The sequence below is a fragment of the Lentisalinibacter orientalis genome (assembly GCF_040706535.1).
GTDB classification, from domain to species: Bacteria; Pseudomonadota; Gammaproteobacteria; order Steroidobacterales; family Woeseiaceae; genus Lentisalinibacter; species Lentisalinibacter orientalis.
This window is the reverse complement of sequence record NZ_JAPDRJ010000002.1, coordinates 187,379-209,250: the sequence shown is the minus strand read 5'-3', so window position 1 is coordinate 209,250 and position 21,872 is coordinate 187,379. Positions and strand designations below refer to the sequence as shown.

Sequence of the window (21,872 nt, the reverse complement as noted above, 5' to 3'; positions counted from 1 at the left end):
TTATCCTTGGGCCGTCTGCAACCAAGGGCGGCCGCGCTTGTCCGCCCTCACAGGAGAGAGAATATGACCAGTTCCGTTTTCTGTCGCCTCGTCACCGGTATCGTCGCCGCCGCCCTGCTGTCGTCCGGTTTCGCCGTCAGTGCCTCGGCCGGGGTGATCTCCACCGAGCAGGCCGCCGTGGTCGCGGAGCGTATGGAACGTCTCGATCGCGTGTCCTCGTTCCTGGCCCGGCAGGACGTGGCTGCCGAACTGGAGCGATTCGGCGTCGATCCGGCCCTGGCCACGGAGCGGGCCGCCGCCCTGTCCGATGCGGAACTGGCGGAACTCGACGGACGCATCGCCGACGCGGCGGCCGGCGGCGACCTCCTTGCCGTCATCGGTATCGTTTTCGTGGTGCTGCTGATTCTGGAGCTCGTGGGCGTCACGAACGTCTTCAGCCGCATCTGAGGCAGACGCTCTGAGGCAATCCAGGCGCCGGGCGCCGATGCGCCGGCTGCAACGCCTTGCAGTCTGCGTGGGCGTCCTGGCGCTCGGGGGGTGTGCCGCACCCGGCGTGCCGGTGGCCGACATGACGTCGGCGCCGCTCGAACTCGAGGGCGCGCCGTTCTTCCCCCAGGAGCGCTACCAGTGCGGTCCCGCCGCACTGGCCACCGTGCTCTCCGCGTCCGGCGTGACAGTGGCGCCGGAGGCGCTGGTGGACGAGGTCTTTCTGCCCGGCAGGCAGGGTTCCCTGCAGGCGGAGCTGATCGCGGCCGCCCGACGCCGCGGCCGCGTGCCCTACCGGCTGCCTCCGTCCCAGGAGGCCCTGGCCGCCGAACTCGCGGCGGGACGGCCCGTGCTCGTGCTGCAGAACCTCGGCGTCAGCGCCATTCCGCGCTGGCACTATGCCGTCGTCGTGGGCATGGATCCCGCACGCGATGCCTACGTGCTTCGTTCGGGCACGGAGCGGCGCCGGGTGACCGGCCGCGGCGTGTTCCTTCGCACCTGGTCGCGCAGCGATAACTGGGGGCTGGTCATGCTGGGCCCCGGCGAGCTGCCCGCCGGCGACGACCCGGAAGGCTATCTGCGCGCCCTGGCCGCCGTAGAGGCGACGGGCGGCCTCGCGCTGGCGCGGGCCGGCTACAGGGCCGCGCTCGGGCGCTGGCCCGGCAATCGCCTCGCCCGGCTCGGCCTCGGCAACATCGCCCTGGCGGTGGGCGAAGCGGAGGAGGCGGCATACCATTACCGGGCTCTGCTCGACGGCGATCCCGACGACCCGGTCGCCCTGAACAACCTGGCGGAGGCACTCGGCCGTGCCGGCAGGCCGGCGGAGGCGCTGCGGTACGTCGAGCGCGCGCTGGCGGTGACCCCGGCCGGCCACCCGCTGCGGCCGTTGCTGGTGCAGACCCGGCGCGATCTGGAACGCACGGCTCGAGACTGATTGTTTTTCGGTGGCCGGTCAGTCTTTACGCCGGTCGGCGCGGATCAGGGACTCGAGTTCCCGGGCGGCCTCCCGGGTGGTCTGCACCAGCTGGTCCATGTCGTGCGCCACGGCCTGCTGTCGGCGGAGCGTGGCCTCGTCGTGTTCGGCGAACATCTCGACGATGCGCGCCGCCTCGTTCTCGTCGATACCGTAGTCGCGCAGCAGGTGCTCGCTCATCACCAGGCTGGAATGCAGCGTCTCTCGGATGATTACCTGCACGCCGAGGTCCATGAGCGCGTACGCATGCAGGCGGTTCCTGGCGCGCGCCAGGATCGTTACTTTCGGATAGTGCTGGCGTACGTAGCGGGCGAGCTTCACGGACTTGTCCACGTCGCCGAACGCCAGCACGAAAAAGCGGGCATGCTCGATCCCGGCCGCTTTCAGCAGATCCGGCCGCGACGCATCCCCGAAGTGGACGACGTTGCCGAAACGCCTCACCGCGTCCAGCCGCTCGGGGCTGTTCTCCAGCGCGGTGAACGGGATGGCGCGGGAGCGCAGGATGCGGCCGACGATCTGTCCCACGCGGCCGAAACCGGCGATGAGGATGTCGTTGTGCTGGGCCGGCATCCGGTCGTACTCGGGTTCCGGCACCGCGGGTTTCGTGCGTCGGCCCCACGCCTCGTTGGCGATGTAGAGCAGCGGCGTCACCGCCATGGACAGGATGACGGCCACGATCAGCAGTTCGGAGGTTGCGCGGTCGAGCACACCGGCCGCTACGGCGGCCGTGAAGATGACGAACGCGAACTCGCCGCCCTGTGGCAGCACCAGCGACAGCGAACGGGACTCGTTATTGCCCAGGCCGAACAGGCGGGCGAGCGCGTAGATGACCGTCGCCTTGACCAGCAGGAGGGCGATGACGATGCCGAAGACGTCGGCCGGGCGCGATGCGATCAGCCCGAGATTCACCGACATGCCGACCGCGATGAAGAACAGCCCGAGCAGCAGCCCCTTGAAGGGCTCGATGTCGGCCTCGAGCTGGTGACGATACTCGGAGTCGGCCAGCAGCATTCCGGCGACGAATGCGCCCAGCCCCATGGACAGGTCGGCCACCTCCATCAGGGTGGCGGAGCCGATCACCACCAAAAGCGCCACGGCCGTGAACAGCTCCTCGATGCCCGTGCCGGCCACCCAGCGCAGCACCGGGCGCAGCAGGTAGCGGCCGCCGAACACCAATGCCAGCAGTGCGGCGATGCCGAGCAGCCAGCGGCCCGCCCCGGTGCCGCCATCGGGCGCGGTGGTGGCCAGCAGCGGGACCGCGGCCAGGATCGGGATCACTGCGAGGTCCTGGAACAGCAGGATGGAGAACGCCGAGCGGCCGAAGCGGCTCGTCAACTGCTGCTTCTCGGCCAGCAGCTGCAGCACGAACGCCGTCGAGGAGAGGGCGAGGCCGCCGCCGGCGACCACGGCCGCCTCCGCGGGCATGCCGGCCGCCCAGGCCAGTCCGCCGATCACGACCCCCGTCACCAGCACTTGCGCCGCACCCAGCCCGAAGACCATGCGGCGCAATACCCAGAGGCGCGAGGGCTGGAGTTCGAGGCCGATGACGAACAGGAGGAACACGACTCCGAGTTCGGAGAAGTGCAGGATATGGTCGACCTCGGAGATCAGGCCGAGGGCCCACGGGCCGATCGCCAGCCCGCCCAGCAGGTAGCCGAGCACCGACCCGAAACCGAGTCGCTTCGCCACCGGCACCGCGATGACGGCCGTGATCAGATAGACGAGCGCTTCGTGCAGATACCCCACGTTCTTCTTTTCCCGGGCGGTCGGCGGTGGCGCTAGTGTGTCATTCGGTCCCCCGAGCGGCAACAAGCAGGTTCAGCAGGCCCCGACGAGGCGCGCGGCCGGCAATGGCCGGCAATGCCCGGCCATTGCCGGCCACTACCGGGAATTGCCGGGAAGGAGCCGCGACCGCGCGTTTTTGTTTACACTTCGGCCATGATTATTTCAGCCCGCCGGTTTCCGTCCGTCTCCTGGTTCGTTGTTGCAGCACTCGCCCTGATGACCGCCGCCTGCGGCGGTGACGGCGGCGGGGGCGGAGGCGGCAATGGTGGCGAGGGGGGAGTCCCGCCAGCGTCCGGCGAGAAACCGGCCGCCTCGATGAGCCGCGAGAATGTCGACGCCATGTCCCGGGAGCATGCCGGCGACGAGGCGGTGCCGAGCGGTGCCGCGGGCGCGGCGCCCGGCGGCGTGGTGAGCGAGGAGCTGCCCTACGCCGACGTCGACGGCAGTCTGGTACGCGGCTACTTCGCCGCCCCCGGCGACATGGTGGAGCCGCTGCCCGCGGTCATCATGATCCACGAGTGGTGGGGTCTGAACGACAACATCCGCGCCATGGCGGATCGCCTCGCCGCGGCGGGCTACATGGTGCTCGCCGTCGACCTGTATGGCGGCCGGACGGCCGAGACGCCGTCCGATGCCCGCACGCTCATGATGGAGCTGCTCGAGAACCAGGAGGCGGCGGAGGAGAACCTGCGCCAGGCCCATGCGTTCCTGCAGGAGGTGGGCGCTCCCGGCGTGGCGTCCATCGGCTGGTGCCTCGGCGGCCACTGGTCACTGCGCACGGCGCTGCTGTTCCCGGAGCGGCTGGATGCGGCGGTGATCTATTACGGCCAGGTCATCCTGGACGAAGAGGAGCTCGCGCCGCTGGAGGTGCCGCTGCTGGGCCTGTTCGCCGAGGACGACACCGGCATCCGGCTGGAGTCCGTGCAGGCCTTCCGCGCGACGATGGAGGAACTGGAGAAGGACCTGACCCTGAAGATATACCCGGACGTCGGGCACGCTTTCGCCAATCCCACGGGTAACAATTTCGATCGGGAAGCGGCCGAGGATGCCTGGGCGCTGACCCTGGACTTCCTCGCCGATCACCTGCCGGCGGCATCCTCCGGCGGCTGATCCGCGCCCGGGCACCAGTAGGAGACGTCCACGTCGGTGCTCGCGTAGAGCAGGCGGGAACCGCGCTCCGGGTGGCTGCAGCGTGCCGATGCCGTGGCGCTGAACGCGCCCCGCAGCAGCTTCAGGGAACCTTCCGCGGCCACGGTGTCCGAGCACAGCAGGCGCCGGTTGATGCCCTGCAGCTGACGCGGCGAGACGGCCAGAGTGACCTCCGTACTGCCGTCGTCGTCCAGGCCGCCGGGGTCCGGGGTGAGCCGGGTGTCGGCGATGGACACGGACAGCGACGCCAGTTCCTCGTCCTCGCCGCAGTCGGCCACCAGCCGCAGGAAGAAGCGCAGGGGCTCGCTCTCGCCGAGCAGCGGCGCCGCGCCGGAACCCTCCAGCGCCTGCCGCAGTTCGAGCACGCCGGCGCGGCCAGGCACGGCAGCGAGGCAGAGGCAGGCCGTCATCAGGCCGATTCGCAGAGTGAGTCTTCGCATGGGGCGCAACGATAATCCGGACGCATATTGATGCACAATATGCGCGCTCGCCTCGGGCGGGCAGGGAGTCCCGAATGATAAAGAACGCCGCCAGAATCACCTACAAGGCCGCGAAGCGCATCGTGGTCTTCGTGGTGGGCGTCACCGTCGCGATCACCGGCGTGGTGATGCTGGTGACGCCGGGGCCCGCGTTCATCGTCATCCCCTTGGGTCTGGCCATCCTCAGTATCGAGTTCGCCTGGGCGCGGCGCTGGCTGCGCCATATCCGTCAACGCATCAGCGATACGGCGTCCGCGAGCCGGTCGTGGCGCGCCGGTCAGCGCCGCAGCGCCGCCGAGGCGGGGGGCGGTGACGGAGAAGGCGAGAAAAGAAAACAGGGGCCGGAGGCATAACCGTCGTTTCAGCAGGGGGGCATCCGACTCGGATCACCCTCCGGCCCCTGATTGTCGGCACCGGCGGGGGAACTGGTGCCGACGGGCCCGTAGCGGGCCCGGTAAGCCCGGCGTCGCGCCGGGGTTTTTTTTCGGCGTCCGCTGCCGGCGGCGGGGGAGAGAATGACCGGCCGGGAACGGACGCCTCGGAACGCGTTGTCGGCCGGGAGGCACTGGCCTGCCCGGCTTTCACCAGGAATGTTGCACGGACCGTGCCAACCTGATTTTCCTCGTTGATACAATGACTTGCTACTATCAGCCGCTAACACGGAATTCCGTGATTTACGAGAAGTCGTGACCCGGATCACGGGATTCCGTATATTCCGGTCATGGACGTAGCACAGGGATACCGCCGGCTGCTGCGGCGTGTGCCGGTAATGGGGGCGCTCCTCGACGAGGAGGGCAAGTTCATCGACGTGACCGATCGCTTCTGCGAGCGACTCGGCTACGAACGTGGCGACCTGGTGGGCCGGCGGCCGGTGGATTTCACCACCGTGACCTGCGCCGCGCGCATCGAGCGGGACATACTGCCGAAGCTGAGACGCACCGGGCGGGCCGTGGACGAACCCGTCGAGTTCCTCTCCGTATCCGGCGAGGAGGTATTCCTGGTCTCCAGTGCCGTGATCGAGCAGGAGCCGCAGAGCGGTTATATCCGCACCGTGGTGGTCTACCAGGAGCTCGGCGATTCGGGGAAAGTGGAGCGCAAGTACCGCCAGCTCTACCGGGCCACGCCGTCCATGCTGCACATCGTGGATGCGGAGGGCCGCATCACCCAGGTGAGCGATCACTGGCTGAAGACCATGGGTTACCGGGCCGAGGAGGTGCTGGGTCGCTCCATCCTCGATTTCCTATCGGAGTCCTATCGCTCCGAACTCGGCGGCGGGCGGCTGCAGCGGCTGATCAGCGAAGGCAACGTGAGCGGGCGGGACCGGCAGATGGTGACGCGGGACGGACGGGTGATCGACACGATCATGTCCAGCGTGTCCGAACGCGACGCGAAGGGCCGCGTGGTACAGCTGCTGGTGGCCTCCACCGACGTCACGGAGCGTAACCGGGCCGAACGGGCGCTACGCGAGACGCTGGCCGAGAACGCCCGGCTGCGCGAGGAACTGGAACGCGAGCGCGACTACCTCCGCGAGGAGGTGAACGTGGCCATGAACTACGGCCGCATCGTCGGCGAGAGCCCCGTGCTGAAGGCGATGCTGGGCCGCCTGGAGGCTGTGGCCGGCACGCCGGCGAATGTGCTCATCGAGGGCGAGTCCGGCGTGGGCAAGGAACTGGTGGCCCGCGCCATCCACGCGCGCAGCCCGCGCGCGGATGCGCCCCTCGTGAAGGTGAACTGCGCCACCATCCCGGTGGAGCTGTTCGAGAGCGAGTTCTTCGGCCACGTGAAGGGTGCTTTCACAGGAGCCCACCGTGACCGGGTCGGGCGATTCCAGCTTGCCGACGGCGGCACCATCTTCCTGGACGAGGTGGGCGAGATCCCCGTCGAGCTGCAGGGCAAGCTGCTGCGGGTGCTGCAGGAACGCGAGTTCGAGCGGGTGGGCGACGACGTCACCCGCACAGTGGACGTGCGCGTGATTGCGGCCACCAACCGGGACCTGCGCCAGGACGTGGAGCAGGGCCGCTTCCGCGAGGACCTGTTCTACCGGCTCGGCGTGTTTCCCATCGAGGTGCCGCCACTGCGCAGGCGCGGCGACGACGTCGTGCAGATCGCCCAGCATTTTCTGGAGCAGGCCTGTCGCGAGTTCGGTCGCCAGCCGCTGACGCTGAGTACCGCGCACGTCGAAGCCATTCGCGCCTACGACTGGCCCGGCAACGTGCGCGAGCTCAAGAACGTGATCGAGCGGGCCGTGATACTCTCGGCAGGGAACGTTCTGCGGCTGGACCTGTCTCTACCTGAAGGAGAGACATCCGGCGAGCGAAGGCGCGACGAGCCGCCGCGCAGGGAGACGCCGCGCGCTTTCGTGTCGGAAGCGGAGATGAGAGAGCGCCTGAGGGAGAATCTCGTTGCCGCTCTCGAGCAGGCGGACTGGAAAGTCTCCGGCCCCGGTGGCGCCGCCGAACTGCTCGGCCTGCGGCCGACGACGCTGACCGACCGCATGCGCGCCATGGGCATCCGCCGGCCCGAACGGCGGGGAGCGGCCTGACGCGGAGGGCAGCGATGACGGCAACGGGGGCAAACGTCCTCAGGACCGGGAAGACCACGGCCATCGCGGTCGCGGGTCTGATCGGGTGTCTGGCGATCATGCTGGCCGGCTGTGTCACCGTAGCGTCCCAGGGCCCGGCGCCCCGCCCGGCACCTCTGCCCGAACCCTACCTGAGCCGGGTCGCCGCCGTGCAGCCGCCACCCGGCGCGGACGAGATTCTCGATCTGACGCCCGAGATGCTCGGCTATCTCGAGACCCATATCGACGACAGTCGCTTCCGGACCCACAAGGTGCGGTCCTTGTCGCGCCTGCTGCTGCATCCCGGGCTGCTCGGCATCGACTACGATGCGCGCCGCACCGGCACCGCGGCGGAGACGTTCCGCAGCCGCGCGGGCAACTGCCTCTCCCTGTCCATCCTGTTCGTGGCGATGGCCCGCGAGCTGGGCCTCGATGCCCGCTTCCAGCAGGTGGAGGTGGTGCCGCAGTGGGACATGGAGGGCGACGTCCTGTTCGCCGCCCGCCACGTCAACGTGTACGGCCACCTGCGGGGCTGGGGCGACTACGTGATGGATTTCTACCCGTTCCCGGAGGAGCCCCGCGGCCGCCGCAGGATGCTGACCGACGGCGAGGCGATAGGACAGTTCTACAACAACCTGGGTGCGGCCCGACTGGCGGCCGGCGACTATGCCGGCGCCTGGATTTATTTCCGCGCGGCCATACGCGAGGCGCCCCGCTGGAGCGACACCTGGTCGAACCTGGGCCTCCTGTACCAGCGCGTCGGTGATGCACACAGCGCCGAGGAGATGCTGCGCCACGCCCTCGCCCTGGAGCCGGACAACACCTCCGCCATCAACAATCTCGCCGTGCTGCTGCACCGCCAGGGCCGCGACGAGGAGGCGGGGAAGTGGCTGGACGAGATCCAGCGGGTCCGCGAGAGCAATCCCTACTACTACTACGCGCTGGCGCGGCAGGCGCAGGCTGCCGGCGACTACGACCGGGCGCTCTCTCACATCGAACATGCCATGCGCATGAAGCGCGACGAGACGCTGTTCCGCCGCAAGGCGGCCGAGATAGTGGAGCTGCTCGAGGACGAGGGTATCGGCGAAGCCTACCGCACCACCGGCGGCAGGGAGCCCGCGACCGACGAGCCGGGACCCGCCATCCTCTGAGCCAGGGCGCTCGCCCCTGTACAATGACCACGGCCGGGTTCGCCCGGCCGGCACGATCCGGTGCGCACGATCCAACGGGAGAGAGCATGAACGACGTCAATCGACAGCTGGTCCTCGCCACGCGTCCCACGGGCATGGTGGGCGACGAACACTTCGAACTGAAGGAATCTCCGGTGCCGGAGCCCGGCGACGGGCAGGTGCTGCTGCGCACGCTCTGGTTCTCTTTCGATCCGGCCCAGCGGGGCTGGCTGAACGACGTCAGGAGTTACGTTCCGCCTGTCCAGATCGGCGAGCCCATGCGTGCCGGCGCGGTCGCCCAGGTGGTGGCGAGCCGCCATGATGGCTTCCGCGAGGGCGAGCTCGTTCAGGGCATGCTGAGCTGGCAGGACTACGTGGTGGCGGACCCTGAAGGCCCGCTGCCGCTGACGAAGATCCCGCCCGGGGTGCCGCCCACCTGGTTCCTCGGCGTGCTCGGCATCACCGGCATCACCGCCTATTTCGGGCTGCTGGACATCGGCCGGCCGCAGGCGGGCGACACGGTGGTGGTCTCGGGTGCCGCCGGCGCGACCGGCTCGGTGGCGGGCCAGATCGCGAAGATCAAGGGAGCCCGGGTGATCGGAATCGCCGGCGGCGAGGAGAAATGCGGCTGGCTCACCGGCGAATTCGGTTTCGATGCCGCGATCGACTACAAGAACGAGGACGTCGGCGCGCGGCTGGCGGACCTCTGCGGCGACAGCATCGACGTCTTCTTCGATAACGTGGGCGGGCCGACGCTGGATGCGGTCCTGGCCAATCTGGCCCAGCACGCGCGCATCGTGCTCTGCGGCGGCATCTCCACCGGCTACGGCACGGACCAGCCGCCGGGACCGAAGAACTACATGCAGCTGGTCGTGCGCTCCTCGCGCATGGAAGGTTTCATCGTCCTCAATTACCGGGAACGCTTCCCGGAGGCGGTCGAGGCGCTCGGTGGCTGGCTCGGCGAAGGAAAGATCCGGGTGAAGGAGGACATCCCCGAGGGCGGCATCGAGGATTGCCCCGCGACCTTGCAGCGGCTGTTCCGCGGCGCCAATCTGGGCAAGCAGCTGCTCAAGGTGGCCGAACCGCCGCTGCCCCTGCCCTAGGCGACCACAACCGGTCCGGGCGCAGGGGCCCTCCTGCTTTCCTGTCGGCGCGGGTGGCCTGCGCCCGGTCAGCCGGCGCTGGCGACGACCAGCAGCGGGCCGTCCGAAACCACCACGCCGCCGGGCTGCTCGCGGGTGATGGCGAACGCCTGGGGATCGATGACGCCGAGCTTCGCCCGGATAGGCACGATCACCTCGCCGGCGCCGGCCGGGACGTCGAAGACGCCGCCGTCCACCGGCTGCTCGTCGCGCTCCGGATCGACGATCCAGAGCTGGTACTGGGAGCGCGCCGGGTCGTTGGCCGGCATACCCGCAAGGCGCAGGTAACCTTCCTGCTTCTCGTTGTTCCAGACCACGTCGCCGCGGACCCCCGCATACTCGTCGACGTCCGGCGGGCTCCAGGGCAATACCATCGTGCCCGGTGCCTCGCGGATCAGTTCGGCCCGGGCGTCCACCGGGTCCACGCCGCCCGGCTCTTGCGGCAGCGGACGGTTCACGACCAGCAGCGCCACCAGCAGCATGGCCGCCGCCGCCCAGCCGAGCCGGTTGAAGGTGCTGCCGGCGAGTCCGCCATTGCCGCTGCTCGCCTGCCGGTCTTCGTGTCTGCGCGACCGGCTGCCGATGTCGGTAACGGTGGCCGATGCGCGCGGCGTGTCGCCGCCAGTGCGGGCGCGGGCGTCCGCCAGCAGGCGGTCCTTCAGTCCGGCCGGCATCTCCTCGCCGTAGCCGGCGCCGGCGGCGAAGGCATTCGTCGCCGCCGCGGCGGCGAGTTCGATGTCCTCCGGGTCCGTCTCGCCGTCGGCCGCGAGCAGCCGCTCGAGTTCCCGCTCCTCTTCCGGCGACAGGCCCTCGGTGGCTCTGGCCACCAGGAGATCCAGCATCTCTTCGTCGCGTGCGTTCATGACAACGCCCCCCCGTCGGCGGCGCCCGTTTCACCGAGTTGCTCCCGGATCTGCAGCAGGCCCCGCCGCAGCAGGCTCTTCACCGTGCCGAGCGGCATGCCGGTCTCCTCGGCGATGGCCGAGTGAGACATGCCGAGCCAGGTCGACATGCGGATCACCTGCTGCTGTTCCGGCTTCATGTTATTCAGGACCTCGACCACCTTCTCCGTCTCGGCCGAGGCTTCCAGGGCACGATGGCCGTCGCCGGACAGGGCGTACTCGACGTCTTCGAGATTCTCCCGGTCCGGTTCGCGCCGGTTCTTGCGCAGCCGGTCGATCAGACGCCGCCGGGCGATCATGCTGATGTACGTGGCTTCCGCCGATTTGGATGGATCGAAACGGCCGGCCGTGTTCCAGATCTCGACGAAGATCTCCTGCACGGCATCCTCGGCATCCGCCTCCACGGCGATGAAACGGCGGGCCAGCGACCACACCAGCCCGCTGTAGCGCTCCACACACTGCGCCACCGCGGCCTGGTCGCCGCTGCCGATCCTCTCGAGTAAGCTCGCTTGCCCCGTCACCTGCCGTCCTGGTTGTCGTACTGGTCGCCTGCCGGTTCGGCGTGCCGGCTCGTTGTCGCGGTAGCGCTGTGCCGAATCTGCAGCGGCATTGCCGCCGCAGACAGCGCGTAGCTGCGCGCCGGCACTCACGGGAACAACACTCCCCGGCCGGCGATCACGGGGCGCAAGCTTAGCAATCTTTCCGGGTCCAGCGTAGCCACCCGCCGGCCGGGCGCGCGCACGCTCGCACCCGCCCTGACGGCGACAGGACAGGTGCGGTACGGCTTCGAGGCGGAGTTCACGGTATTTCTCATGTTCGGGTCTCTGCCGGCGCTCCCGCGCCGGCCGGCTGTCAGAACCGGTTTTCGCCGTGGCACCGGCTTCGGATGCAGGATCTGCGCAGGCGTCCGGGACCCCTGAGCGGCGGGATCGCTCAGGTATAATCCGCCCGTGGCCAATCTAATAACACTCAGCCGGCTGCTGCTGCTCATCGTGGTGGTCGCTATTGCTTACCAGCCCGAGCACCCATTGTGGCAGCTGGCCAACGTGCCGCTGTTGATATTCCTGTTCGTCACCGACGGCCTGGACGGCTGGGTGGCCCGGCGCAGGAACGAGACCTCTGTGTTCGGCGCCATGTTCGACATCGCCGGCGACCGTATCGTCGAGCTCACCATGTGGATCGTGCTGGCGGACCTCGACCTGGTACCGGTGTGGGTGCCGCTGGTGTTCGTCATACGCGGCACGGTGGTGGATACGATCCGCGCCAACCAGGTCACCAGCGAGGGCAAGTCCCCGTTCAGCATGATCCGCTCGCCGCTCGGGCAGTGGCTGGTGGGCGGGCGGTTCATGCGCGGCTTCTATGCCGTGCTGAAGGCCACCGCCTTCTGCTGGCTGCTGCTGCTGCAGCCGCTGCCGACGCTCGTCCCGGCCCTCTGGTCCGAGTGGTCGGGCGTGCTGGAGACTGTCGGCGCGGTTCTCGTCTACCTCGCGGTGCTGATCTGCATCCTGCGCGGCCTGCCGGTCGTCACCGAATTCGTCTACAAGGAGCGCGACAGCCTGATGCCCAGATCGGGTCACGAGCACGGCCGACAGGACGGACACTGATGCCGCTGGCGGTATTCGACATCGACGGCACGCTGGTGGCCGGCCCCAGCACGGAGAAGCGCTTCTTCCTGTGGCTGCTGCGCCGGGGCAGGCTGGGCCCGTTGCGGCTGCTCGCCTTCCTGCTGTTCAACCTGCGCTGGCTCGCCCGCTACGGCCGGCACGTGGCGAAGAAGAACAAGGCGTATCTGCGCGGCATGGATGCGGCCACGCTGGAGCGCGAGGCCCGGGCGTTCGTCGCCAGCGAGGTCGAGCCTGCCCTGCATGCGCCCGCGGTCTCCAGGCTCCACCGCCACCGGGCGGCCGGCGATGCCGTGGTGCTGTTGTCCGGCACGCTCCAGCCCATCGCCGAGGAACTCGCCCGCAGGCTCGAGGCCGACGAGGCGATCGGTTCCGTCTGCGCGGAGCGGCGCGGGCGCCTCACCGGCCAGCCGCCCGTGCGTCATCCCTTCGGCGCGGACAAGTGCGCGCTGCTGGACGAGATCTGCGCCCGCCGCGGCGTGGCGGTGTCCGCCGTCGCGGCCTATGGCGATTCCCGCTGGGACCTGCCGCTGCTGGAGCGCGTGGGCACGCCGGTGGCCGTCCGCCCGGACCCGGAGCTGCAGGCCACCGCCGAGGCGCGGGGCTGGGAGGTCCTCTCCGAAGACATCGGCGGGGGCGTCGGGCACGCCAGGCAGGACACCGTCTGAACCGATGAGCGAGGCCGCCAAAACCGGCGCCCGGCGCCGGCTCGTCGCCGGGGGTCTCTTCCTGGCGGCGATGATCGTGGCCGTCTGGACGCTGCCGCTGGACGTCTGGCTGGATGCGGCCGCGGTCTGGATCGCGGAGCACCCGATGCTGGGGCGGGCCCTGTTCGTGGCCGGTTTCACCGTGGGCACCGCCCTGATGGTGCCGGGGTCAGTGCTGACCATGAGCGGCGGTTATCTCTTCGGACTCGCCGGCGGGGTGCCCCTGGTCTCGCTCGGCACGGCCCTAGGCGGCACGCTTTCCTATCTCGTCGGCCGCACGGTGGCGCGGCAATGGGTGCAGCAGAAGGTGGCCGGCGACCGCCGCATCGCCGCCCTCGACCAGGCCATCGCCCATCGGGGCTTCGTGGTGGTCATGCTCACGCGCCTGTCGCTGCTGCTGCCGTTCAATCTGCTGAACTACGCCTACGGGCTCACGCGCATCCGGCTGGTGCCGTATTTCTTCGCGACCTGGATCGGGATGATCCCGGCGGTCACCCTGTACGTGTATCTGGGCTCCATCGCGAAGAACGTGGATCAGCTGGTGGGCGGCGAGGTGGAGAGCGGCATCGCCGGCAAGCTGCTTTTCGGCGCGGGACTGCTCGCCATCGTCGCCGTCACCTGGATCATCCACCGCACGGCCACCCGGGCATTGCGCCGCGAGATGGGAGAGGGCCTGGAGTGACCTTTCAGCGGCGGCCGAGACGCAGCATGAACGTGATGTCCGGCGATGTCTCCACGTCGATGTCCTCGGTGAAGCCGAGCTGCAGGCGATAGTGGCGGCCGATGTCGATGCCGGCACCGAGTCCCAGCATGAGGCTGCCGCCCCAGGCGTCCAGTCCGCTGTCGATCGGCGAGCTTGCCGCCTGCAGCTGGCCGAGCAGCTCGACGCGGGGCGTCAGCCGCCAGCCGACCCCCGCCTGCGCCCAGCCGCCGAATTCCCGGGTGCCCCCGCTGCCAATCGCCGGCAGGTCCGTCGCGCCGAAACGGATGACGCCGGCGATGGCGTGCGCGCTCCAGCGGCCGGACCGGTCCGCCGCGTCCCGTTGCCAGGCGATGCCCAGGGAATAGTCGGCGGCGCCGTTGCCGGTGAGTTCGTCCTCGTCGCCGGTGGGCAGTTCGACGGCGGCCCGCAGGGAGAGCGAGCCCGTCTCATCCTGACGCAGCCGGTAACCCGCGCTCAGGCGGATATCGCCCAGGCCGCCGCTGCTTGCCGTCAGGTCCAGCACTTCCCCGGCGGGATTGCGGTAGGCGTAACGCAGTTCGTCCCTCGGTACCTGGTCGCGGATGCCGTCGGGCAGTCCGAACAGGGCATGCCAGTCGTCGATGACACCGTCGAGGCTGCCGCCGCTGTGGCGCAGCCACGGCACTTCCACGCCGAACTCCCAGCGCTCCCGGAAACGGGTGCGCAGGCGCAGCGCCGTGCGCCAGGTCTCTCCGTCCAGCAGGAGTTCCTCGCCGCCGGCGGCTTCGCTGATGGAGTGGCTGGAGCCCTGCACGAGGAAGTCCAGGCGCCAGGATTCTCCCGGCGCCAGCGCGACCGATTCGCCGGGGGAGGGCAGGCCGAACAGCCCGGTCAGCGGGCCGCCGTGGCGCACGTCCAGTTCCGTGGCGCCGGACGGTTGCAGGGCCGCGCAGGCGACCAGCGCCGCGACTGCGCTCGCGCCATTTGAACGTCGTCCGGATTTGCCGACACAATGCGCCATGCGCTGCTCCCCCGACGGTGACTGGAATGACTGCAATGGCTCGCGAAACGAGAGCGGAGTTTAACCGATGCTGATTGTTCTCCGGGCCGCCGGCCCGGTCGCCGTCCTGGTCGCCTTTCTTGCCGCGACGCCCGCAGCGGCCGCCCTGCCCCCGCAGGTGCAGGCCGTGCTCGACGGTCATGGCCTCGACCCGGACGACCTCAGCATCCACGTGCAGGAACTCGGCAGCGGCCGCGAGGTGCTCGCCCACAATGCGGATGCGCCGCGCAATCCGGCCTCGGTGCTGAAGCTGCTCACCACCTTCGCCGCCCTGGACGAACTCGGCCCGGCGCACACCTGGCAGACGGACGTGTACCTGGACGGTCGTCTCGAGGACGGCGTGCTGGACGGCGACCTGATTCTGCGCGGCGGCGGCGACCCCTACCTGGTCCAGGAGCGATTCTGGCTGCTGCTGCGGGAGTTGCGCCGCCGCGGTCTGCAGCGGATCGAGGGCGACCTGATCCTCGATACCGGTTATTTCCAGCCGGCGCCGGAGGATCGCGGCGCCTTCGACAACCAGCCGCTGCGCGCCTACAACGTCACGCCCCATGCGCTGCTAGTGAACTTCAACGTCGTGCGCTTCTGGTTCGAGCCGGCCGCCGACGGCGTGCTGGTGGACATGGAGCCGCCGCTGGCCAACCTGCGCGTGGACAACCGTCTGCAACCGGCGGCAGGCCGTTGCCGGGGGTATCAGCGGGGCATCGCGGTGCGGGCCCGCCGGGACGAGCGCGCAGTGACTTTCTCCGGCGACTTCCCCGCGGCCTGCGGCCGCTACTCGCTGGCCCGCAGCGTGCTCGGCCACGAGGACTTCGTGTTCGGATTGTTTACGGCGCTGTGGCGGGAGACGGGCGGCGAGCTCGGCGGCGGCCTGGTGGTGGCGGAGACGCCGCCCGGCGCCGAGCGGTTGTTCACCATGACGTCGCTGCCGCTGGGCGAGGTCATCCGCTCCATCAACAAGTACAGCAACAACGTCATGACCCGCCAGCTCCTCTTTACCCTGGGTGCCGAACGCTACGGGCCGCCGGGCACGGAGGAGAAGGGACGCCGGGCCGTTGCGGCCTGGCTGGACGACCGCGGCTTCCGCTTCCCGGAACTCGTGCTGGAGAACGGCGCCGGCCGCTCCCGCGAGGCGCGGATCACCGCCCGCCACATGGGCGAGCTCCTGACTGCGGCCTGGGCCAGCCCCTGGATGCCGGAGTTCGCCGCCTCGATGGCCATCTCCGGCATGGACGGCACCTACGGCCGGCGCCGCGGCGGCACCATCGCCGGCCGCGCGCGCCTGAAGACCGGTTCGCTCGACCACGTCAGCACACTGGCAGGCTACCTGCAGGCCGGCGACGGCACACGCTACGCGGTGGTGGTGCTGCACAATGCCGGCGAGGTGCACCGGGGTCCCGGCGACGAGCTGCAGGATGCGCTGCTCGAATGGCTGAACCAGTTCTCACTTTCGCCGGAGGCGCCGTAGTAGACTGCGGCGCCATGAGATTATGTCACGCACAGGGTCGCGGGCCCGCACGGTATGTTCAGGCGGTGGCGCTGTTCGCGCTGCTGGCGCTGGCCCCGCCGCTGTGGGCACAGACGGCCTACGTGACCGATAACCTGCGCCTGGGACTGCACCGCGCGGAGGACACCAGCGACCGGGCGTTCCGCACCCTCGAGAGCGGCCAGGAGCTGACCGTCCTGACCCGCGGGCCACTGTACGCCCAGGTGCGCCTGCCCGACGGGACCGAGGGCTGGGTGAAGGCGGGCTTCCTGGTGGACGACAAGCCCGCGCGGCTCATCGTCGATCAGACCCGTGCGGAACTCGAGCGCGTCAGTCAGGAGCTGGCCGATACCCGCGAGGCCTTCTCGGGCTCTGCAGGCCGCATCGCGGAGCTGGAGAGCATGACGGCCGCGCAGGCGGAGGAGCTGGCGACCGCCAGGGCCACCGTCGCCGAACTGCGCGAAGAGAACGAGGGCTTCCGCCAGAGCATGTCGCTGTATCAGTTCAGCCTGCCCTGGCCGATGGTCCTGGGCGCCGCCGTCGTCTCCCTGGCGCTCGGCTTCGTGGCGGGCATGTGGTGGATCGACCACCGCAGCCGCCGTCGCCACGGCGGCTTCCGCATCTACTGATCGGCTGCTGAGTCGTTACCGGGTTGTTCAGGCGGCCGCGGAATAGCCGTCGGGGCAGCCGCCCCGCAGCGGCAGCTCGATCTCCTCGAACAGCGCGTCCACGGCGTCCTGGTCCGGCGCCGCGAGGCAGCGGTCGACCAGCGCTGCGCTCAGGTGCGGGGCGAACAACAGCATGAACTCCCGCATGTAGCGCTTCAGCACCGTGTCCCGGCGGAAGCCGATCCAGGTGGTGCTGCGCGGGAACAGGCCGGCTGCGTCGATGGCGACCAGATCCGCCCGGTCCGCGCAATCGTGGGCCATGGCGGCGACGATGCCGACGCCCATGCCCATGCGCACGTAGGTCTTGATCACGTCCGCGTCCCGGGCGGTGAAGACCACGTCGGGCTCCAGGCCCTCCGCGGCGAAGGCCCGCTTCAGGGACGATTCGCCGCTGAAGCTGAAGACGTAGGTGACCAGCGGGTAACGGGCGAGATCGCGGATGCCCGGCTTGCCGGCCCGCCGTGCCAGCTCGTGGTCCCGGGGGGCGAGTATCGTGCGGTCCCAGCGATAGCAGGGCAGGCAGACGAGATCCGAGAACAGATCCTCGCCTCCGCTGGCGATGGCGAAGTCGATGTTGCGGGCCTGCACCATGTCCGCGATCTGCTCGGAGGTGCCCTGATGCAGCTCGAGGCTCACGTTCGGGTAACGCTCCCGGAACCGCCGGATCACCTCCGGCAGGACGTAGCGTGCCTGGGTGTGGGTGGTGCCGATGGCCAGCGTGCCCTCGGTCTCGCGGTGGGCATTCGCCGCCACGGTCCGGATGTTCTCGACCTCCTGCATGATGCTGCGCGCGCGGACCACCACTTCCTGGCCGGCGGCCGTGAGTCCGGCGAGGCTCTTGCCCTTGCGCACGAACAACGCGAGCCCCAGCTCCTCCTCGAGCTGGCGGATCTGCTTGCTCACACCGGGCTGGGAGGTGTGCAGCCGTTCCGACGCCGCCGTGATGTTCAGGCCGTTGTCGACGATGGCCAGCAGGTATCTCAGCTGCTGCAGTTTCATGGTTCGGTCCGCTTCCCTTTCCCGTACTCTATATAACGACCGGGCATAAGCGAAGAAAATTTCATTATTTTTGCCGACTTGCTCTCGCCCGTTATAGTCTCGGGCCTTATTCGCAACCGGATGCGACGATGATCTACGACAGCATACTCGACACCATCGGCAACACGCCGGTCGTGCGGCTGCACCGTACGGGTCCCGACCACGTGACGCTCTACGTGAAGGTGGAATCCTTCAATCCCATGGCTTCGGTGAAGGACCGGCTGGCCTACGCGGTCATCATCGACGCCGAGCAGCGCGGCGCGCTGAAGCCCGGCCAGACCGTGGTGGAAGCCACGTCCGGCAACACGGGCATCGCGCTGGCGATGGTGTGCGCCGCGAGGGGCTATCCCTTCGTCGCCACCATGGCCGAGAGCTTCTCGGTGGAGCGGCGCAAGATCATGCGCGCGCTGGGGGCGAAGGTCATCCTCACGCCGGCGTCGGAGAAGGGCACCGGCATGGTGCGCCGCGCCGAGGAACTGGCCGAGGAGAGGGGCTGGTTCCTGGCCCGACAGTTCCAGAACCCGGCCAACCCGGCCTTCCACCGCAGCACCACCGGCCCGGAGATTCTCCGCGACTTCGCCGCCCGCCGGCTCGACTACTGGGTGACCGGCTACGGCACGGGCGGCACCATGACCGGCGCCGGCGAGGTGCTGAAGGCCGCGCGCCCGGACCTGCGCATCGTGGCGACCGAGCCCGAGGCCGCCCAGCTGCTGGCGGGCAAGGAGTGGCATCCGCACAAGATCCAGGGCTGGACGCCGGACTTCCTGCCGGACGTGCTGAACAGGGAGATTTACGACGATCTCATTCCTATCGACGACGATACCGCCGCGAAGACGTCACGGGCACTGGCCGCGAACGAGGGCATCTTCACCGGCGTCTCCGGCGGCGCCACGCTGGCGGCCGCGCTGAAGGCGGCGGAATCCGCGCCCGCGGGCTCGGTGCTGCTGGCGATGCTGCCCGACACCGGCGAGCGCTATCTCAGCACCTTCCTGTTCGAGGACATCACCGAGGGCTCGGACGACGAGTGGCTCGCCGGCCTGCCCTGAGGCCGCGGACCGGGTGAGGGGCCGCCCGGGATTGCCGGGGATCGGCTCGCGGCCGGTGTTGACCGGCCGGGCAGCGCTGCGACGGGCATCACAGACAGCCGGCCCCTGATTCCGCACCATTCATGGTCGGGGCGGACCAGGGCCGGCGGCTGCCGGCAGGCCGCCGTACGCACGGAACGCGGATGGAAGGAATCGGGAAAAGCTGTGCCGGCGTCGATTTCCGGGCGCTCGGCGAAGCGCTGTCGGCCCTGCTGCCGGCCGCGTGCCGTATCGACTTCTACGGTGACGACGGCCAGTTCGTCTGGAGCAGCGCCGGCGGCCCGGACCGGCAGGTGACGAGCGCGCTGCTGTCTCTGCCCCCGGAGCTGTTCTATGCGGCGTCGACACCTGCCGATCCGCGCGAGCTGACGCTGCCCGACGGCGATGCCCTGCACGTATTCCCGCTGGCGGAACCGGCCGGCCGGCGCGCCGGCGTGCTCGCCTGCCGCGGGTCCGGGGAAGACGCCGGCGACGGCGCGCCGTTTGCCGTCGTCTCCCGGGCCCTGCCTCTGCTGACCGGCTTGCTGGCCGGGCGCCCTTCCGGGGGCGAGCCGGACGTCGCCGGCCCGAACGCGGAACTGGACCTGCTCTACGAACTGGAGCAACAGCTGGAGGAGGCTCCCCACGGCCAGGCGCAGCTCGCCGGCCTCGTACGCGCCTGCGGCCGCCATCTCGGCGTGGGCTACAGCGTATTGATCCTGCCGTCGAAGCAGATCCGCATCGGCGCCACCCACCGCAGCTGGAAGGGCGCCGACCGGCGGGCACTGGACGAGGTCATCGTCGGGCGTTTCCTGCCGCGGCTGAGCCGCCGCCGCACCCCCAGCGTGCTGGACATCGCGACGGTGCCCGAGGGCGTCAGCCAGGCCGGCGACGGCTATCAGCTGCTGCTCTGCCCCGTGCGCGAGCGCGGCGGGCGCGTGAGCGGCGTCTTCGCGCTGGCCGGCCGCACCGACGGCAGCGGCTTCGGCGAGCGGGAACGGCGTTTCGCGAGCCTGGTCGCCAGACGAGCCGAACGGGTGATGGAGAGCTATTACGACGGGCTCACCGGACTCGTGAACCGGGTCGGCTTCGAGGCGCACCTGCGCGAGAGCTACCGCGAGCTGGCCGCGGACGACGACGGCCACGCGCTGGTGATCTTCGACCTCGACAAGCTGCAGCTGGTCAACGACAGTTTCGGCCACGACGCCGGCGACGACATCCTCCGCCGTTTCGCCGCGGAGTTGCAGCAGGCCGTGCCCCATGACGGCGTCGCGACCCGCCTGTCGGGCGACAACTTCGGCGTCCTGCTGCACCACTGCGACGTCGAGCGCGCGGCCTCATTCGCCGAGGACGTGCGCCGTCGTGCCCGCCGGCTCTCGTACCTGCGCGGCGACAAGGCCGTCACCATCACGGTCAGCGCCGGCGTCGCGGCATGGCGCCGCGACTCCGGCGGCGCGGCCGCCGCCCTGGTGGCGCCGAAGGTGGCCTGCACGGCGGCCAAGGAGCACGGCCGCGACCGGGTCGAGGTCTACGACCAGGACGACCGCAGCATCATCCGCCGCGCGGACGACATCCGCATCGTGGCGCACCTGCAGAACGCGCTCGACCGGGACGAGTTCGAGCTCCTGGCCCAGCCCATCGCGCCCCTGAACGCTGCGGGCTCCGCCTACCACGAGGTCCTGCTGCGCATGCGCGGCGAGGGTGGCGAGTGGCTCGCGCCCGAGCAGTTCCTGTCCGCGGCCGAGCGCTACCAGCTCATGCCGCGGCTCGACCGCTGGGTGGTCGGCCGCGCGCTGGATCAGGTCGCCGGCGCCCCCGCCGACGCCGGCCACGTCTTCGCCATCAACCTGTCCGGCCAGTCGCTGGGCGACGACGAGTTCCTCGGCTACGTCCGCGAGCGGGTGGAGGCGAGCGGCGTGGCCCCCGCCGCGCTCTGCTTCGAGATCACCGAGACGGCGGCGGTGGCCAACATGGACCGTGCCGCCGCGTTCATCGCCACCATGCGCGAACTCGGCTGCCGCTTCTCGCTGGACGATTTCGGCGCGGGCCTCAGCTCTTTCGCCTACCTGAAGGACTTCGACGTGGACACGCTGAAGATCGACGGCAGTTTCGTCCGCGACGTCACCGCCAACCGGGTCTCGGAAGCGATGATCGCCGCCATCACCCAGGTGGCCCGGGTGATGGGGCTCGCCACGGTGGCCGAATACGTCACCAGCGAGTCCGTCCGGCGCAAGGTGCGCGAACTCGGCGTCGACTACGCCCAGGGCTACCACATCGGCGAGCCGATCCCGCTGGCCGACGTCGTGGCCGGCCTGGCAGACGCAGAGCGGGTGGCGGCCGCCGCGACCTGAGCGGGCGGCAAGCGCGTCAGAATACGCCGGCTTCCAGCCCGGCGGCGACGGTCATCCCCAGCTCCTCGCACTCGTCCAGGCGCGCCTCGTCGAATTCCCCGGCGATGACCAGCGGCGGCTGGACCTCCTTCAGCGCCAGCCCGGCGACGATGCGCTGCACGCTGGTCACGGCGCCGGTGCCGTCGTTGCCGGCACGCACGAACAGCGCGTACGGCTTGCCCTCCACCTTCTCGAGGCAGGGATAGTAGACCCGGTCGAGGAAGACCTTCAGCCCGCCGCTCATATAGCCGAAATTCTCCGGCGTGCCGAGGATCAGCGCGTCGCTCCAGAGCACGTCGTCGGCGTCGGCCTCGAGCGCGCCGAGCACGCGTACGGTAACGCCGTCGATCTCCTCGTGCCGGGCACCGCGGATCACGGCCTCCGCCATGCGTTCGGTGGTGCCAGACTGGGAGTGGTAGACGATCAGCAGGTGTTTGTCGGCCATCGCTGCATGGTCGTCCAGCGCCGCCGCCGCTGCAACCGCCCGCTGCAACCGCCCGCTGCTCGGGCTAC

Annotated in this window: 21 protein-coding genes; 14 read left to right on the top strand and 7 right to left on the bottom strand. The window is 69.8% G+C overall.

What is annotated here, in order from left to right:
* The first annotated feature begins 63 nt into the window (after positions 1 to 63).
* Both ACJMK0_RS10885 and ACJMK0_RS10880 read left to right on the top strand, forming a co-directional pair.
* On the top strand, positions 64 to 447 hold the full coding sequence (locus ACJMK0_RS10885; RefSeq protein ID WP_405238304.1) for a PA2779 family protein: 384 nt from the start codon (positions 64 to 66) through the stop codon (positions 445 to 447).
* 37 nt (positions 448 to 484) lie between these two features.
* A complete protein-coding gene (locus ACJMK0_RS10880; protein WP_405238302.1) occupies positions 485 to 1,420 on the top strand; it encodes a PA2778 family cysteine peptidase in 936 nt (311 codons plus the stop codon).
* An 18-nt stretch (positions 1,421 to 1,438) separates the two neighbouring features.
* On the opposite strand, the gene ACJMK0_RS10875 is transcribed toward ACJMK0_RS10880, so the two are convergent.
* Positions 1,439 to 3,205 carry a monovalent cation:proton antiporter-2 (CPA2) family protein gene (locus ACJMK0_RS10875; protein WP_405238300.1) on the bottom strand — a complete coding sequence of 589 codons (1,767 nt, stop codon included), beginning with the start codon at positions 3,203 to 3,205 and terminating at the stop codon, positions 1,439 to 1,441.
* Positions 3,206 to 3,559: 354 nt separating this feature from the next.
* Here ACJMK0_RS10875 and ACJMK0_RS10870 point away from each other — a divergent pair, with 354 nt between their 5' ends.
* On the top strand, positions 3,560 to 4,354 hold the full coding sequence (locus tag ACJMK0_RS10870; protein ID WP_405238298.1) for a dienelactone hydrolase family protein: 795 nt from the start codon (positions 3,560 to 3,562) through the stop codon (positions 4,352 to 4,354).
* Here the strand turns inward: ACJMK0_RS10870 and ACJMK0_RS10865 are convergent.
* On the bottom strand, positions 4,324 to 4,833 hold the full coding sequence (locus ACJMK0_RS10865) for a hypothetical protein (RefSeq protein WP_405238296.1): 510 nt from the start codon (positions 4,831 to 4,833) through the stop codon (positions 4,324 to 4,326). The genes ACJMK0_RS10870 and ACJMK0_RS10865 overlap by 31 nt on opposite strands.
* 74 nt (positions 4,834 to 4,907) lie before the next feature.
* On the opposite strand from ACJMK0_RS10865, the gene ACJMK0_RS10860 reads away from it, so the two are divergent.
* From ACJMK0_RS10860 to ACJMK0_RS10845, 4 genes are all read left to right on the top strand, one after another.
* Positions 4,908 to 5,225: a PGPGW domain-containing protein gene (locus tag ACJMK0_RS10860; protein ID WP_405238294.1), complete on the top strand. Its 318-nt coding sequence runs from the start codon at positions 4,908 to 4,910 to the stop codon at positions 5,223 to 5,225.
* Positions 5,226 to 5,593: 368 nt separating this feature from the next.
* On the top strand, positions 5,594 to 7,414 hold the full coding sequence (locus ACJMK0_RS10855; RefSeq protein ID WP_405238292.1) for a sigma 54-interacting transcriptional regulator: 1,821 nt from the start codon (positions 5,594 to 5,596) through the stop codon (positions 7,412 to 7,414).
* A 14-nt stretch (positions 7,415 to 7,428) separates the two neighbouring features.
* Positions 7,429 to 8,583 (top strand): tetratricopeptide repeat protein, encoded by a 1,155-nt coding sequence (locus ACJMK0_RS10850; protein ID WP_405238290.1) that lies wholly within the window; start codon positions 7,429 to 7,431, stop codon positions 8,581 to 8,583.
* A gap of 86 nt (positions 8,584 to 8,669) precedes the next feature.
* The gene (locus ACJMK0_RS10845; RefSeq protein ID WP_405238288.1) at positions 8,670 to 9,704 is read left to right on the top strand and encodes an NADP-dependent oxidoreductase; all 1,035 of its coding nucleotides are present in this window, start codon (positions 8,670 to 8,672) and stop codon (positions 9,702 to 9,704) included.
* Between the two features lie 68 nt (positions 9,705 to 9,772).
* Here the strand turns inward: ACJMK0_RS10845 and ACJMK0_RS10840 are convergent, their stop codons facing one another.
* The gene (locus tag ACJMK0_RS10840) at positions 9,773 to 10,606 is read right to left on the bottom strand and encodes an anti-sigma factor domain-containing protein (protein ID WP_405238286.1); all 834 of its coding nucleotides are present in this window, start codon (positions 10,604 to 10,606) and stop codon (positions 9,773 to 9,775) included.
* On the bottom strand, positions 10,603 to 11,166 hold the full coding sequence (locus ACJMK0_RS10835) for an RNA polymerase sigma factor (protein WP_405238284.1): 564 nt from the start codon (positions 11,164 to 11,166) through the stop codon (positions 10,603 to 10,605). The genes ACJMK0_RS10840 and ACJMK0_RS10835 overlap by 4 nt, the downstream gene beginning before the upstream one ends.
* 429 nt (positions 11,167 to 11,595) lie before the next feature.
* On the opposite strand from ACJMK0_RS10835, the gene ACJMK0_RS10830 reads away from it, so the two are divergent.
* The 3 genes from ACJMK0_RS10830 to ACJMK0_RS10820 are packed head-to-tail and all read left to right on the top strand — an operon-like array spanning position 11,596 to position 13,656.
* Positions 11,596 to 12,249: a CDP-alcohol phosphatidyltransferase family protein gene (locus ACJMK0_RS10830; protein ID WP_405238282.1), complete on the top strand. Its 654-nt coding sequence runs from the start codon at positions 11,596 to 11,598 to the stop codon at positions 12,247 to 12,249.
* Entirely contained in the window at positions 12,249 to 12,935 is a 687-nt protein-coding gene (locus ACJMK0_RS10825; protein ID WP_405238280.1) for an HAD family hydrolase, read from the top strand. Before ACJMK0_RS10830 ends, ACJMK0_RS10825 begins: the two co-directional genes overlap by 1 nt.
* A 4-nt stretch (positions 12,936 to 12,939) precedes the next feature.
* Entirely contained in the window at positions 12,940 to 13,656 is a 717-nt protein-coding gene (locus ACJMK0_RS10820) for a TVP38/TMEM64 family protein (RefSeq protein WP_405238278.1), read from the top strand.
* 4 nt (positions 13,657 to 13,660) lie between these two features.
* On the opposite strand, the gene ACJMK0_RS10815 is transcribed toward ACJMK0_RS10820, so the two are convergent.
* Positions 13,661 to 14,677 (bottom strand): DUF3187 family protein, encoded by a 1,017-nt coding sequence (locus ACJMK0_RS10815; RefSeq protein ID WP_405238276.1) that lies wholly within the window; start codon positions 14,675 to 14,677, stop codon positions 13,661 to 13,663.
* Between the two features lie 67 nt (positions 14,678 to 14,744).
* Between ACJMK0_RS10815 and dacB the strand changes: the two genes are divergently transcribed.
* Entirely contained in the window at positions 14,745 to 16,181 is a 1,437-nt protein-coding gene (gene dacB / locus ACJMK0_RS10810) for a D-alanyl-D-alanine carboxypeptidase/D-alanyl-D-alanine endopeptidase (protein WP_405238274.1), read from the top strand.
* A gap of 65 nt (positions 16,182 to 16,246) precedes the next feature.
* On the top strand, positions 16,247 to 16,828 hold the full coding sequence (locus ACJMK0_RS10805) for a TIGR04211 family SH3 domain-containing protein (RefSeq protein WP_405238272.1): 582 nt from the start codon (positions 16,247 to 16,249) through the stop codon (positions 16,826 to 16,828).
* A 27-nt stretch (positions 16,829 to 16,855) separates the two neighbouring features.
* Here ACJMK0_RS10805 and ACJMK0_RS10800 read toward each other — a convergent pair whose 3' ends face one another.
* Positions 16,856 to 17,866, bottom strand: a complete 1,011-nt coding sequence (locus ACJMK0_RS10800) for a LysR substrate-binding domain-containing protein (protein ID WP_405238270.1) — start codon at positions 17,864 to 17,866, stop codon at positions 16,856 to 16,858.
* A gap of 128 nt (positions 17,867 to 17,994) precedes the next feature.
* On the opposite strand from ACJMK0_RS10800, the gene cysK reads away from it, so the two are divergent.
* A complete protein-coding gene (cysK, locus tag ACJMK0_RS10795; RefSeq protein ID WP_405238268.1) occupies positions 17,995 to 18,951 on the top strand; it encodes a cysteine synthase A in 957 nt (318 codons plus the stop codon).
* Between the two features lie 182 nt (positions 18,952 to 19,133).
* Entirely contained in the window at positions 19,134 to 21,320 is a 2,187-nt protein-coding gene (locus ACJMK0_RS10790; RefSeq protein ID WP_405238267.1) for a putative bifunctional diguanylate cyclase/phosphodiesterase, read from the top strand.
* Between the two features lie 16 nt (positions 21,321 to 21,336).
* Here ACJMK0_RS10790 and ACJMK0_RS10785 read toward each other — a convergent pair whose 3' ends face one another.
* Positions 21,337 to 21,852, bottom strand: a complete 516-nt coding sequence (locus ACJMK0_RS10785; protein ID WP_405238265.1) for a flavodoxin family protein — start codon at positions 21,850 to 21,852, stop codon at positions 21,337 to 21,339.
* Positions 21,853 to 21,872 lie beyond the last annotated feature (20 nt).